The organism is Sorangium sp. So ce281 (genome assembly GCF_051527395.1).
Classification (GTDB): Bacteria; Myxococcota_A; Polyangia; order Polyangiales; family Polyangiaceae; genus Sorangium; species Sorangium cellulosum_B.
Genome location: NZ_CP150322.1, coordinates 6,645,970 through 6,660,526 on the forward strand (window position 1 = coordinate 6,645,970; position 14,557 = coordinate 6,660,526).

9 protein-coding genes are annotated in these 14,557 nt (G+C 76.6%); 1 reads left to right on the forward strand and 8 read right to left on the reverse strand.

Annotated features, from left to right (window positions below; genetic code table 11):
• Positions 1–16: 16 nt before the first annotated feature.
• Positions 17–244: a M2 family metallopeptidase gene (locus WMF27_RS25265; protein ID WP_437766327.1), complete on the reverse strand. Its 228-nt coding sequence runs from the start codon at positions 242–244 to the stop codon at positions 17–19.
• 487 nt (positions 245–731) lie between these two features.
• Between WMF27_RS25265 and WMF27_RS25270 the strand changes: the two genes are divergently transcribed.
• Complete coding sequence (locus WMF27_RS25270) at positions 732–1,772, forward strand: phosphatase domain-containing protein (RefSeq protein WP_437766326.1); 1,041 nt, start codon at positions 732–734, stop codon at positions 1,770–1,772.
• 50 nt (positions 1,773–1,822) lie between these two features.
• On the opposite strand, the gene WMF27_RS25275 is transcribed toward WMF27_RS25270, so the two are convergent.
• The 7 genes from WMF27_RS25275 to WMF27_RS25305 form a co-directional block, all read right to left on the reverse strand.
• Positions 1,823–2,665 carry a glutathione S-transferase family protein gene (locus WMF27_RS25275; RefSeq protein ID WP_437766325.1) on the reverse strand — a complete coding sequence of 281 codons (843 nt, stop codon included), beginning with the start codon at positions 2,663–2,665 and terminating at the stop codon, positions 1,823–1,825.
• A 44-nt stretch (positions 2,666–2,709) separates the two neighbouring features.
• A complete protein-coding gene (locus WMF27_RS25280) occupies positions 2,710–4,179 on the reverse strand; it encodes an alpha-amylase family glycosyl hydrolase (RefSeq protein WP_437766324.1) in 1,470 nt (489 codons plus the stop codon).
• 211 nt (positions 4,180–4,390) lie between these two features.
• On the reverse strand, positions 4,391–5,314 hold the full coding sequence (locus WMF27_RS25285; protein ID WP_437766323.1) for an MYXO-CTERM sorting domain-containing protein: 924 nt from the start codon (positions 5,312–5,314) through the stop codon (positions 4,391–4,393).
• A gap of 137 nt (positions 5,315–5,451) precedes the next feature.
• A complete protein-coding gene (locus tag WMF27_RS25290) occupies positions 5,452–6,054 on the reverse strand; it encodes a hypothetical protein (protein ID WP_437766322.1) in 603 nt (200 codons plus the stop codon).
• A 58-nt stretch (positions 6,055–6,112) separates the two neighbouring features.
• Positions 6,113–9,445, reverse strand: a complete 3,333-nt coding sequence (locus WMF27_RS25295; protein WP_437766321.1) for a hypothetical protein — start codon at positions 9,443–9,445, stop codon at positions 6,113–6,115.
• A 19-nt stretch (positions 9,446–9,464) separates the two neighbouring features.
• Positions 9,465–10,343, reverse strand: coding sequence for a hypothetical protein (locus WMF27_RS25300; RefSeq protein WP_437766320.1), 879 nt, complete (start codon positions 10,341–10,343; stop codon positions 9,465–9,467).
• A gap of 989 nt (positions 10,344–11,332) precedes the next feature.
• Positions 11,333–14,548 (reverse strand): hypothetical protein, encoded by a 3,216-nt coding sequence (locus WMF27_RS25305; protein ID WP_437766319.1) that lies wholly within the window; start codon positions 14,546–14,548, stop codon positions 11,333–11,335.
• Positions 14,549–14,557: the final 9 nt, after the last annotated feature.

The following is a 14,557-nucleotide window of genomic DNA, read 5'->3' on the forward strand; positions in this document are numbered from 1 at the left end:
GCTCACCCACGCTCAGTTACCACCCACAGACTTCACGCTCGTTCTGCTCCTCGAGCCACCTCCGGAGCGGCTCGAAGCACTCCAGCAGGGCGCCCGGATCGGCCGCGGTCTCCCCCGTCACCGCCCGCCGCGGGCGGCTCGCGCCGAGCGAGCGCATGGCGCCGCTGCGCGCCGCGCCCAGCCCGAGCGCGACGAGCATCAGCGGACGCGCGATGGCCGTCGGGGCGAGGGCAAAGCGGACCACGGGCCCTTCATACACGCCGGACCGTGCCGAGGGAACCAGGAGCGACGTGCGATCGTCGGGGCGCGGCCCCGGCGAGCCGCCCCTCCGGAGTCAGCCGCACCATCCAGCTCCCCGCGCCGTCCGCGATTCACCCGTACCGTCCGCGATTCGCGCGGGTCGGCGCTACCTGGGCGAACCGCCCCGCGGTGACGGCTGCCATGCGGCGGTGAACTGCCGTTACAATGCTCACCCACCATGAGGAATGCCCTTGCGCCCAGGCCCACGCTCTCGGCGGTCCTCGGCCTCGCCGCCGCCGCCCGCCCGGCGCCCCGCTCGCCCGCAGGACGGACGAGCGGCCGCCGCCCGACGGCCCGGAGCAGCCGCTCCCGGTCGCCTCGCAGCGCGAGGCGGCGAAGCGCTGCGACGAGCTGCGACCTCGAGGTGAGGTGCAGACGGATGCCCCACCCCGAGGCGCGCGCCACGACCTCCTGCGCACTGAGCGATGGCCATGAGTGAGCTCGAAAATTTCTCGTTCGTGATCCCCGGCGAGCTCGCCGGCATGGCCTATCCCCACGCGCCCCAGGCGGTCGAGGAGCTCGCGGAGCTCGGCTTCCGCAGCCTGGTGTCGCTCTCGCGTCGGGCGCCGCCGCCTGCGGCGGTGGGCCCGCTCATCCACCTGCATTGCCCGCTCGCCGACTTCACGCGCATCCCGAGCGTGGACCTCCTCCGCGCCGTGGCGTTCCTCGACCGGGCGCCGCGGCCGATCGCCGTCCACGGGGAGGGCGGCGTCGGGCGCACCGGCGTCGTGCTGGCGTGCCGCCTCGTGTCGCTCGGCAGGCCGGCGGCCGAGGCCATCGCCGAGGTGCGGCGCGTGCGGCCAGGCTCCATCGACGACCCCGAGCTCGAGGCGTCGGTCGCGGAGTTCGAGCTGTTCTACCGGAGCGCGCACGAGCAGGCGACGCCGGCCCCCTTCAACTTCGCGCCCGCGTCGCCGCTCGACCGGATCGTCCACGGCGCGGAGCGGCCCGGCTTCGGGACGGCGAGCTGGTCGGCTTCCGGGATCCGCTCGTCCGTGGTCGCGCCGCCGAGCCCGGCAGCTCACCCGGATCCGAGCGACGCGCCCGTCGAGGCGTGGCTCGCCTTCATGGCGCGGCACGGGATGCGCGAGGTGCTCTGCCTGCTCGACGAGGGAGAGCTGGCGCTCCACCGGATCCCGCTCCTTGGCCGCTACCAGCGCGAGTTCCTCCGGGTGACGCACGTGCCGCTCGACGGCGGCGCGCTCCCCTCGCCCGGCGCGCTGGAGCGCGCGCTCGACGCCCTCAGGCGCGCCGAGTCGAGCGGCGCGCCCGCCGTCGTGCACTGCGCGTCCGGCGCGGGCCGCGCGGGCGTCGTGCTGGCAGCGTGGCTGCGCGCCCGGCACGGCCTCGCCCCCGAGGCCGCGATCGGCGCGATCCGGGATCACGCGCGGCACTTCGGCGCGCACCGCGACCCGCTGAAGGCAGGGCCTGCGGCGCGGGATCTCATCGCGGGCGTGCCGGCGCTCGCGTGAGCGCGCCGCTCGCGCGAGCGCGCCGGCCCGCGGCCGGGCGGCGTCGAGCGTCACCCGCCGGCGCTTCGCCCGGGCCTCGCGCGCCGGTGCTCGCGGTACATGCGCAGGGCAAAGGCGCCGGCCGGCTCGCCGCGGAGCCCTTCGGCGAGCGCGCGGAGCTCGGGCGGCAGCTCGGAGGGCGGCGGGAGCGGCGACGGGTGGTGCTCGGGCGCGAGCAGCGGCGCGGCGAGCGCGGCGAAGGTGAGATCGGCGGCCGAGAAGCGGTCTCCGACGAGGTACGGGCGCCCGTCGCGCAGGCGCTCGTTCACCGCGTCGAAGACCGCGCGGAGCTTGCCTCGCGAGCGCTCGGCGGACGCGGCGTCGATGCGCATGACGCGCTTCATGACCGCCCGCGCGACCGGGTAGTAAGCGCGGAAGGTGCCGCGCCCGAACCACCAGGGCGGCGCCGCGCCGGCGCCCTCGAGCGAGCGGAACGACCCGCCCATCAGGGCGAACGCGCCCTCCGCGTCGGGCAGGAGGTGAAAGTACGCGACGCGGCGGGTCGCGGGGCCGAGGTCGGCGTCGAAGCGCTGCTCGAGCGCCTCGACCTCGGCGCGGCCCGCGTCGGGCTCGCGGGGACCCTGGAAGAAGAGCGCGCGCTCCGGCGGCACGAGCGTGTCGGCGTAGCGCAGGATGTCGGTCGAGTCGGCGAGCACGCCCGCCGGCGAGACGAGCACCGGGACGGAGCGGCGCCCGCCGGCCCTCAGCGAAGGGAGCGCGTGGGCGAGCGGGAGGTAGGCGTCCTCCCGGTACCGCGCGCCGGCGCGATCGAGCGCCCACCGCGCCTTCTCGCAGAAGTGGCTCCAGGGAATGGTGATGAGGCGGAGGGGCGCGCCCGCGCCAGGATCGGACATCAGGATCTCCAAGAGCCCTGGACGACCCGGGCGCGAAGCGCGCCTCAGTGCCGGATCTCGAAGAGGTGGATGCCGTACGCGGGGAGCTCGACGCCGAGGCCGCGCGACAGATCGACGAGCTCGTCGCCGTCACGCGGGTGCTCGTTGCCGGTCATGAGGTCGGCGAGCAGGACCTTGCGGCCGGCGATGCCGGCGATGTCGAGCGGGATGCGGCACCCGCTGCGCGACGGGGCGAAGTTGATCACGGCCACGAGGGGCGCCGCGCTCCGGGGCGCGCCGCAGGCCGGGAGCGGCTCCCACCGGTAGGCGACGAACGCGTCGGCGCCCGGCCCGCGCGCGGTGAGCGTGGCGAAGCTCCCGGTGCGCAGGATGGGGCGGCGCACGGCCGCGAGCAGCCGCTCGTGGAAGGCGAGGCAGGCCTGATCGACCGGCTCCTCGGGGGCGCGGGCGAGGTGCAGCGAGGCGCGCACCGTCCGCCCCTCGAGCTGGCCGTGGTGGATGAACCGCATCCCGGGCACCGTCGCCGCGATGAACTCGGCGGCCCGGCGCCGATCCGGGGGGAGCACGGCGGCGATGCGCGGCTCGTCGTGGTGCTCGATGAAGCGGACGCTCCGCCGCTGGTAGTCGGGCGTCGCCGCGAGGTGGCCGCGGACCGACGACGCGGAGGCGTGGCTCAGCCGATCGTAAAGGCTCTTGTCGAAGGTGTAGTCGAACCCGAGCATCTGCAGGCGCCACTCCAGGTCCCAGAAGGCCTCGGCGATGAAGACGAAGCTCGGGTGGTCGCGGCGGACGGCGTCGATGGCCTCGGCCCAGAACTCGCCGGTGGCCTCGGCCTTTCGCTCCACCGGCGGGCGCTTGGACCACGTGCGCCGGAAGACGTCGTCGAGCACCAGCACCGCCATGTCGCAGCGGACGCCGTCGCACCGCGACGCGACGCCGCGGAGCGCCTCGACGGACGCGGCGCGCGTCGCCGCGAGGCGGTAGTCGAGCTGGGCCGTGTCGGGCCACGGCGGGATGTAGGGGTCGCGCCCGCTGAGCGGGGCGCCGTCGTCGCCGGCGATGAAGAACTCGGGCTTCTCCTTCACCCAGTGGTGATCGCGCGCGACGTGGTTGGGCACGAAGTCGAGGATGACCCCGATGCCCCGCGCCGCGAGGCGCCGGCGCAGATCCGCGAGGCCGGCGTCGCCGCCGAACGCGGGGTTCACCTCGTAGCGCGCGACAGCGAACGGGGAGCCGGCCACGTCGGCCTCGGTCCAGTCCGGCAGCACGCGGTCGTACTCGGCGCGCAGGTCGGGATCGGTGAGCGAGCGGCGCGGGCCCTCCTCGCCGAGCGTCCAGACGCCCATCAGGTGCACGTAGTCGACCCCGAGCGCGGCGAGCCGGTCGAGCGCCGCGTCGGGCACGCTGGCGAGCGTCACCCTGGCCTTGGCGGCGCGCGAGAGCTCGTGGAGCCACACGCGCACGAAGATCGCGTACAGCAGGGGGTGCTGGTGGGCAGGGACTAGGGAGCTCATCGATTGGATTGGGGACGGCGGGGCCCGCGAGGGAGTCGCGGACAGCGGGCGTCGGCCGGGGATTGTCTGCGCGCTCGGGTGGTCCCTGCAAGCGCGATCACGATGTGCTGCAGGCGCGGCCGGCCCAGGCCGCGCGCGAAACGTCCAGCACAGAGGCCGCCTCGCCCGATCCCGGGCGCTCGCGGCGCGGGCGCTCGCGGCGCGGGCGCCGTCAGGCGCGGCGCGCGCGGCGCTCGCCGCGCCTTCGCGCGAGCGCGGCGGCCGCGCCGAGGGCGACGAGCGGCAGGGCGAGGGGCGTCGCGGCCTCGTCGGGCGAGAGCCGGCAGCCGCAGCCGCCCTGCTTGGGCTCCACCGGCGGCGGCGCCTCGTCCGGCGGCGCGTCGTCGACGGGCGCCTCCGCCTCGTCGGCGCCCTCCGCGGGCGCGCCCTCGGACGCCTCATCCTGGGCGGGCTCGTCGCTCTTCCCGGCCTCGGCCTTGTCCGCCTTCTCGTCCTTCTTTTTCTTCTCGCCGCTGAAGACGATCGCGCGGCGATCGATGACGGGGTTGTCGCCCTGCAGGGTGATCTTCTGCTTCTGCCCCATCTGCACGCCGTCGCTCGCGCGCTTGATCACGAGCTCGTACTCGCCGGCCTCGAAGCCACGATCGCGCCGGAGGACGAAGTCGAACTTGGTGATCGCGAAGACCTTGCCGCTGCCGTCGGAGAAGCCGACGTCCATGCTCTCGTTGATCGACTGCTGGTTCTGGAGCGGGATGCGGACGAGGACCGGGGTCTCGGGCGACTTGTCGGTGAGCGCTCGCTCGTAGTGCATCGTCGGCGTGAACGAGAACAGCATCGGGATGTGCCCGAGGTGCGGCATCCCTCCGTAGTTCATCGTCATCTTGAGCTTCCATCGGCCGCTGTCCTCCTTGGGCGAGCGGTCGACGATGGTGACGGTGCCCGCCGCGTGCGCGGCGCTCGCGGGCAGCCACGCCCCGATCAGCGCGAGCGCGGCGGCGACGACGCGCGCGGCGAGGAAGAGGCGGCGCGCCGCGCCGGGCCGGGTCGCGGCGGGGCGGGCGTGGGGACGCTCGGCGCGCGGACGCCGCGCGCCGAGCTGAGACAGGGGACCGGTTCGAGATCGGGCGGTTCGCATGCGCGGCACGCTACCAGGGATTTCGTGGCAACGAGACGCGGACGAGAGGGCCGGCGGCGCGGACGAAGAGGACCGGCGACGTGGACGAGAAGATCACCGCCAGCGTGGACGAGGCGACGACCGCGAGCGCGCGGGGCTCAGTCCGGGAACCAGAGCAGCGCGTCGGAGGTGGGCTTGTAACAGGCCTGGCGGCCCGCCTCCTCGTTGTCGGTGCAGCTCGCGTTCTCGAGGCAGTCGACGATCTCGTAGCGGCCGGCGGCGTTGTAGATGGTGGTGAACATCGCGCGCTGGGCCCCCTCGAGCTTGCTGAACGCGCTCTTGCACGCGGGGACGGGCACCCGCTCGCAGCGGGCCATGCGCGCGCAGCGGGACTCGATGACCGGCGCCGCCGTGGGCTCGTCCGGGTTGAGCTTGACGGCCACCTCGTCGTTGCACTCCAGGATGATCTGGCTCCGGTCCGGCGAGCTCTCGGTGGCGGCCTCCATGCGGCGCGAGAAGCAGCTCGTCATCGCGCGGAGGTACGTGGGCGACGAGGTCGGGTAGGCGGCCTTGCACGCGTTGAGGTGCTCCCAGGACGCACCGGTGCGCTGGAGCTTGGCGAGCGCGGAGCACCACTCGGCCTGGGCGGCGATGACACCGTCGCGATCGGGGAAGCTGGTGGGCCGCTCAGAGCATGCGTTCAGCGCGAGCATCGACGCGGCCACCGCGATCGGCAGAGCCAAGGATCGAAGGGCGGGCATTGGCGGACCCTAGCACGAGAGGCCCGCCGACGCGGAATCTCCGGATGCTCGCCGCCCGTCATGGCCGGTTTCGTATGAGCTCGCAGCGGAGCCTCACGCCGCCGCCGCCCCCGCCGTCGCGGAGCGCGGCGGCGCCGTCGGGGCCGAAGACCACACCGAGGTCCAGCCCGCCCCGGGCCGCGGCGCGGATCTCGATCGCCTCGACGCACAGGGCGCCGCCGCCGCCGGAGAGCAGCGCGGACGCGGGGGCGTCCCCCTCGAACAGCGGCGCCCCGCTCCTCGAGGCCACCCGCAGCGCGGCGGGCAGCTCGGCGATGAACCGGTGCGACGGTCGCGCGCCGCCGCAGCCGCCGGCGCCCACCTCCGCGAGCGACGCGAGGGTCCCGAGCGGCTCGAGCGGACCGATCTGGCCACGGGCGACGTCGATCGGCCCCGCGACCACCTCCCCGGAAGCGACGGAGTAGCCGACGAGGGCCACGAAAGGGGCGTCGAGCCGGCGGCCCAGGGTGAGGCGGGCGCCCGCGAGCTCGGGGACACGCGCGAGCCCGAACGCCGGGAAGGCGCCCTGCCGCACGGCGACGACGAAGCTGCGCCTCCCGGCGTCGAGGGCGAGCAGCTCGCCGCCCGGCAGCTCGACCGCGGCGGCGATCGTGCCGGCGTGGTCGAACGGCAGGAGCGCCGGGGGCTCGGCGCCCGCGCGCACGCGGAGGCCGCGCCGCCCGTGCGGGCCGCTCGCGTCGAACAGCAGCAGCAGATCCGCGGGCGCCCTGGCGCCGGGCGCGAGCAGCACGGGGACGATGTCGCCGGACGCCGCGCCGAGCGAGCCGTCGCGGAGCGACAGGCGGCGCGGCGCTCCGGCGCGCGCGAACGGCAGGAGCACGCTCGCGGTGAAGGTGCCGTCGCGAAACGCACCCAGGGGCGAGGACGGGGCGGTCGACAGCGAGACGACGGGGGGCGCGCCGCCGGGCGGGCGGGCCGCCGCGGGCTCGCCCCCTGCCGCGGGCGTGCCCCGGGGAGCGCGGCGACCCGAGGGGGGCGGCGCCGGGGCGGCCGACGGCGGCGGGAAGGACGAGGGGTCGTCGTCGAGGCGGCAGAAGACGAGCGGCGGAGACGCGGCGCGGAGCGCCGGGTTCACCGCAGGAGCGAAGGGCGGCGGCGCGCTGCGCGGCGAGGGCGGAGGGCCGCCCCAGCCGAGGCGGACGAGGCCGTGCTCGCCCATCGCGCAGCCGATCGGGGAGCAGGCGAAGGGGGCGCCCTCGTCGAAGGGAGGCTCGATCTGGCGTGCGGGCGGGCCCTCGGCCGGGCGCCACGAGCGGCCGCCGTCGGTCGACTCGAAGAAGGCCGGCGGGTCGTCGCCGGTGGCGGCGAGCGCGAACCGCCCGCCGACGACGACGTTCTGGACGCCGGCCGGGAGGGGAAAGACCGTGACACCGCCGCGCGCGTCGATGCGCAGGCCGGCGATGCGGCCGCCGCGGCGGCGCGAGAGCAGCCGCGCCGCGCGACGGGCGCGCGCGGGTGAGCCCGCCTCCGGCAGCGCCTCGCGGGCGGGCGAGACGCCGTCGGCCTCCTCGGGCAGGTGCAGCCAGCCGCGCACGGCGCCGTCGTCGTCCTCCCAGAAATCGGTGTCGACGAGGCGCGGCGATGCGGCGCCGGCGGACCCCGGGAAGGCGCCGCCCGCGAGCGCCGGGAAGGCGCCGCCCGCGAGCGCCGGGTCGCGATCGCGCACGCGGACCACGCGGACGCCCTCGGGCGGACCCGCAGGACGACGGTCGCGCCCGCGCGCGGGGGGGCCGGGAGGCGATCCCCGCGGCGCGCCGTCCTCCTCCTCGCCCTCGGGGGTCCGGCTCTCTTCCTCCTCTTCTTCCTCTTCTTCCTCGGAGGCCCGCGGCCGCGGCCCCTCCGGCGCCTCCAGCACGAGCGCGGTGACGGTCCCGCGCTCGCCGGCGATCCAGCGGTAGAGGCGGTCGGCGTCCTCGCCCTCGATCCGGCGCTCGACCCAGCGGCCGCCGCCGACGCGCACGCACACGCGCGCAACGCCTTCCTCCGCGGGCTCGCGGCGCGCGGCGTCCTCTCGCGGCTCGTCCGGCGAAAGCCGCGCGAAGCGCGGGAGCCACGGCGCCTCGTCGTCCGTCGGGCCGGCGTCTCCCGGGCTCTCCGGAAAGTCGTGGAGCCCAGGGGGGACGCTGCCGCACCGGCCGATGAAGGCGAGGCGACCGCGATCGTCGCCGACGAACGCGCCCGGCGGGCTCGCGATCGGATCGGGGCCTCGGTTGCGGGGCGGGAACGTGGCCTCCAGGCGTGGCGCGGAGAGCGTCGTCTCGAGCCGGAGCACCTGGGCGGCCTCGTGCGCGCACGCGAGCAAGACGTCGCCGCCCGACCGGAACGGCTGGCAGCGCGCATAGCTCGGGTCGAGGCTCTCGATCTCCGCCTCCGCGAGGGGCTGGGCGGTCGCCGCCGCGAACACGACGAGGCCGCCGTCGCGAGCGACGAGCAACCGGCCGCCCGGGAGGAGCGCGCCGGTCGCCGCGGCCAGCGCGAGCCCCGCTGGAGCGAGCGCGCGGACCGAGGAGGCGCCGAGCGAGGGGTCCCGCGCAGGCGGGAGCGAGAGCGAGGCGCTCGGCCCGGCCTGCGGCGGCGCGGGCGCCGCGGGTACGAGGCCGGCGGCGCTCACGCGGAGCGCGGCGCCGCCCAGCGGACCGAGGAGCGCGACAGCGCTGCCGCCGTCCTGCTCCTCGAGGAGCGACGTGGCGAGCCCGCGCGTCTCGAGCACGTCGATCCAGGTGGCGCCCCCGTCGAGGGTGACCGAGGCGCGGCCGAACAGGTCGAGGCGCGCCGCGCGGCGCGCGTCGACGGCCACCGCGTCGACCACGCCCGCGGCGCCGAAGCGGCGAACGGCGAGCGTGGAGGGATCGATCTCGAGGAGCCCCCGATCGCTGCGCAGGAGGATCGCGTCGAGGTACGGCCGCGCGCCGCCGGGGGCGCCGACGTCGGCGATGGGCGTGAGCCCGCCGAGGAAGTCGGCGGCGCGGTAGACGCGGCCCTCGGACCACAGGAGGAACCCGCCCCCGAGGCGCGCCGGGATCGACCGGAACCCGCGGAGCAGCTCGGCCGCGGGGGCGTCGGCGAGCACGACGCCGCCATCGAGGCGCACGCGGCGCCCTTCGAAGAGCGCGGGCTCCGGGCGGGGCGCGGGCGCGCGTTCGCCGGCCCCGGCGGCGGCGTCGAGGAGGACGCCGAGGTCCTCGGTGAGGACGTAGCGCGCGGGCGAGAGCGGGAGCGGGTCGGCGAGCGCCGCGGCCCGCGGCTGCGCAGGGCGCGGAGGGCGCTCCGGGGCGGCGCTGCACGCGGCGAGGACGGCGGCGAGGACAGCGACGAGCGCGCGGGGCGTCACTTCCTGGCCCGCACCGGGATCAGCCCTCGTCCGGCGCGCCGCCTCGGTCGCTGCCGGACGCGCCGCTGCCGTTCGGCTTCTTCGCCTTGCGCGCGGTGCGCGCGAGCAGCGGCGGCACGTGCGCGTCGACCTCGCCGATCCACAGCCACATGCCGGCGCGGCGGAGCTGCTCTTCGTGACGCCGGCCGAGGAGCGTCCAGAGCCGATCGCGCGCCTCCACCGCGCTCTTCACGGGCTCCGGCGCCTTGGCCTTGGCCCCCTTGGGCTTGAGGAGCGAGAGGAGCTCATCGCCGGTGGCCGCGGTCTCGTCGATCTGCGCCCTGGTGATCGCGGTCTTGCCTTTGACCTGCGCGGCGTGATCGCGGAAGAGCTGGGCGAGATCCACGCAGTCCTGCACCATGTCGCGCGCGCCGCTGCCTGCCATGATCTTCTTCACGCGCTGGGCCGGCAGGACGCCCGCCTTCATGAGGGCCACCGCCGCGCTGAGCAGGAGGTCGCGGAGCTCGTGCGCGCGCTGGAGGAGCTTCTTCGTGGTGCCCGGCGACGAGCGGTCCACCTGCGCCGCGGCATAGACCAGGCCGAGGGCGAGCCGGCCGAGCGACTTCATCGCGCCGAGGTCGAAGGGAGCGGGCAGCTTCAGCAGCTCGGCCTCGTGCGGCCCCACCGCGTCGAGCCCCGCGCGGACGTTGTGGTGGACGAGCGCGACGTCCGCGCGGAGCGGGCGGATCTCGCGCGCGGGGATGCGCCGCGCTTCTTCCATGAACTCGGCGGCTGCCTCGGCCGAGCCCGGGAGCGCGGGCGCGGCGCCTTCGCGGTCAGGCGCCGCGGCGGGCGTCTTCTGGTTGTTCTTGTCGCTGTTCTTGCCGGCGGGCTGCTTCTTTGCGGGTGCTCTCGGCATCGCATCTCCTCGCTGGGTGCGCGTCCTCGACTGTAAAGTACGCGCTGGGCGAGGGGGCCGGGAAGAGGTTCCGTGCGAGCAGCCAGGGCGCGCCTTCCGCCTGCGCACACCGCACCGCATGCATGGCCCGGCGCAGCCGAGCGATGGCGGACGGCGCGGCGGCGACCGCAGCACGGCGGTCTCGCGAGGGTCCGCCACCTTGCCGGGACCACCCCGCGGTGGTCTCGTGGAGATCCGCCACCTTGCCGGGACGACCGCGCGGCGGTCTCGTGGAGGTCCGCCGCCTTGCCGGGACCACCGCACGGTGGTCTCGCGGAGGTACGCCGCCTCACCGGGACCGGCGCATTGCGGTCTCGTTAGGGCTCACGACCGTGCCGCGACCACCGGACGGCTGTGTCCTACCAGCCTAGAACGACAAACGGGTTGAAACCCCAGAAAAGAACAGGAATTTGAACCGCCAAGCGCGCCAAGGACGCCAAGATTGTGGTTTGTTCTTGGCGTCCTTGGCGTCCTTGGCGCCTTGGCGGCTAATTTCTCGCTCGATCAACGTGATCATCGCCTTCGCGATCTCGTCTCGAGCAGACAGACGCCTTGCCCCGGAGCACACGCGAGCAAGGACCCGCGGCGCCGCGAGCAGAGCCATGATGTTGCCGGCGCACGCGAGGGCGGTCGCGAGCTCCTTGGCGCTCCGCTCGGTCGCGACTCGCGCGGAGCCGAAGCGACGCCCATTCCCTCCGTGCCGGAGCCCGGCGCGTTTCCTTCCCTATCTTTTTCGCTCATATTCAGTCCTACGGCGCCTTGCAGATTGGTCCTATGAAGTAGCCTTTGAGCGCCGAGATTCCCCCGGCGCCGATAGCAACCACGTTGTGGGTGCCGTTTTCGGTGCACACGATCCGTGGGGTACCGCAGCGCCGGACGCCTGCTTCGTCGGCTGGCTCTTCGGAGGTTTCGGCGAGCACCTCGTCGCGCTCGCCGCTGGCGCACGCGCCTCAGCGCCCGCCCACGACCGCCTTGCACTGCACCGGCTGCCGGCTCTCCTGGCCGTACAGGACGAGCACGAGCGTGCCGCCGCCGGCGCCCTGCGCCGGCTCGCTCCGCCGCGCCGCCGCGGGGCCAAGCCCGCCGCGCCCGCGCCGATCGACGGGCCCGCCGTGCGCGCCGAGCGGCGCCGCGGGCGTCGGCCCCGCGAAGCGCGCGATGAGCTTCTTCACGGCGCCGGGCGGCTCGTGGAAGCCGAGGCCGCCCTCGTAGCGCTCGTCGCGCACGACGAGCTCGACGGCGTCGAGGCACGCGCGCTCGCGCGACCACCGAATCACCGCGACGCCGGCCGTCCCGGCCGCGGTGATCCCCGGCAGCGCGCCGGGCACGAGGCCGATCTCCGTGTCGAACGACAGGACCACGCGCGCCTCTCCGGCGCGCGGCGCGCACGCGGGGTCGCCGCCCGCGCCGAGCGCGCCGAGCGGGGCGAGGGCCTCCTCGGGCCCCAGGGTGCCGAGCACGGGGTCGACCGCCGAGAGCACCGCGCCGCCGTCTCCGGCCACCGCCACGAAGACGGGCGCGCCCGCGCGAGCGCCTGCGCCGAAGGCGAAGCGCGCCCGCTGCGCCGCCGTCGCGCGCGCGGTGCGCTGCACGTGGAGCTCCCGGATCGCCGGAGGCGGCCCGCCGCCCGCGGGCCGCGCGAGAGGAGCCTCGCCGCGCGCGCCGCGGAGATCGACCGAGCTCACCGCGAGGCCGTCGTGCCGCGGGCTCAGGAACACCGCCCGATCGCCGAGATCGACGCCCACCGCGGGCTGGGGGGCGCAGCCGCCGATCGGCCGCGTGACGCGCGCGGCGTCCAGCAGGCCGGCGAGGCACACCTCCGCCGGGCCGGCCGCGACCGGGGCCACGCGACCGTCGCGATCGATGACGAGCCCGATCGGCGCCTCGTACGGCCGGTACGCGAGCTGGAGCCCGGCGCTCGCGAGCGGTACGGTGGCGCGGCGGATCTCGGCGCGCAGGTCGAGCGGCGCGATCCAGGCGAGCTCCGCGTCGGCCAAGGAGGCGCCCGGCAGGCCGCCGCTGCCCGACCGGGCAACGCTGCCCGGCAGGCCGACGTTGAACGACGGCAGCGCCAGCATCCCGAGGGTGCCGAGCCGCAGCGTGCCCGCCATGCGCGAGGGCGGCGCGGCGACGGCGCCGAACCCGGACGACTCCGGCACGCGCGCGGCGTCGAGCGGCCCCGCGAAGGTGCAGGCGAGCCGCGCGAGGGGCGGCGGCGCCGGGGGCCGCGCCGCCCTGTCGCGGTCGGGCCGGGGTGGCGCAGGGGGCGGCTCCGCCACCGCCGCGCCGGGCGGCGGCGCGGCGCGGCCTCCGACGCCGCCGCCGCCGCCAGAGCGCGGGGCCGACGCCCACCCGAGCCGGAGGAGCGTGCCGAGGCTGCAGCCCACCGCCGAGCAGGCGTCGAGGCGCGCGGCCCCGCCGCCGGGCGGCGGCGCGACGGGCGCCCACCGCTGTCCTCGATCGATCGTCTCGAAGAGCCCGCCGTCCTCGGTCTCGGCGAGCGCGAAGGGGCCCGACGCCGCGATCGAGCGCGCGCGCGCCGGCACGGCGTGGCGGCGCAGCCGGCCGGCGGGGTCGATCGTGATCGGCGCGGGATCGGCCGCGTAGCCGTGCACGGGGAGCCAGCCCTCGATGGCGTCGTCCGCGCGCACGGCGAGCGCGCGCGAGAGCAGCTCCGCCCGCTCCTCGCCGTACGGAGGCCAGAGGAGCGGCGGCTCGCCCCGCGCGATCCGCACGACGCGCAGCGCGCCGCGCACCTCGACGCGCTCGCCGTCCGGCAGGAACGTGCCGGGGCGCGCGATGAGGGCGACCGCACCCCCGCCGCGGCGCGGGATCCAGGCGAGGACGTCGCTTGCGTCCGCCGCGTCGAGGCGGTGCTCGACCCAGTCCCCCGGCCCGCGCCGCACGCAGAACACCGCGCTCTGTTGCGTCGCGTCGCCGGCGATCGCCCCTTGAGAGAGCGCGCGGAGATCGATCCGCGGCCTCGGCGGCCCCTCGCATGGCCCGACGTAACCGAGCGCCTCGCCGTCGACGCCGACGAAGCGATCGGTCGCCCGCGCCGGCTCGGGCAGGAGCTCGAACGAGCGCTCGACGCGGAGCGCGCGCGCGTCGCTGGAGAGGTCGACGACGCTCGCGCGCTCCGGGCCGGCGCAGACGGCGAGCAGCGCGTCGCCCGCGCGGAACGGCGCGCACTCGCCGCTGCCCGGCGGGAGCGGCGCGACGGACGAGGCGCGGCCGGTGGCGAGGTCGACGCGGCCGATGAGGCCGTCCACGGCGAGCGCGGCCCCGCCGTCGGCGAGCGGCAGGCCCGAGGCGACGGCGTCCGCGAGCTGCTCGAAGGGCGAGCGGCCGAGCCACCCGGGATCGATGCCGTCCGCCGGCGGCGCGCGCCGCGCGCGGGGCTCGCCGAGGCGACCGCTCGGCTCGACGGCGCGCTCGAGGCCGAAGGCCAGCGAGGCGACGATCTCCTCGCCGCGGACGTCGAGCGCGATCGCATCGCCGAGCTCCGCCGTGACGTCGCGGTACGAAGCGCCCGCGTCCAGCGTGAGGAGCGCGCGCCCGAAGACGGTCAGGACGAGCGCGCGGCGCTCGCTGGCCGCCGCGGCCGCGACGAGGGACGGCGAGCCGAGCGGCCGCAGCGCGCCGCTCGCGCCCTGGACGACGAAGCTCCCGGCCGCGGTGAGCAGCCCGATGCCGTCGAGCCACGGGAACGCGCCGGCGACGTCGCCCGGCAGGGTCGCGAGCTTGCGGAGCTCCCCGCCGAAGCTCTCGGCGGCGTAGAGGTCGCCGCCGCTCCAGAACAGGTAGCGCGCGACGCGCGCGACGCCGACCGCGCGCGCGCCGGGCCGGGCCCACGCGGGGAACACCGCGCCGCCGGCGAGCGCCACGCGGTCCGCGCCCAGCGGCTCGAGCCGCTCGAGGCCGTGCAGCTCGGCGCGCTGGCCGTTGACGATCACCCTGTCGACCTCCCGGCCGTCGATGACCACGCGTTCGATCAGGCCGAGGTGGGGCTGCGCGACGTACCGGGCCGGGCCGAGCGCGACGGTCGCGGGAGCGCGGGGAGGCGGTTCGGCCGCGCCGGGCGGCGCGGTCGCCGGCTCGGCCGCGCCGCACGCCGCGAGCGCGAGCGCGGCGAGGAGAGGAGCCACGACGTCTTCGGCGGTCATGCGGGTGCG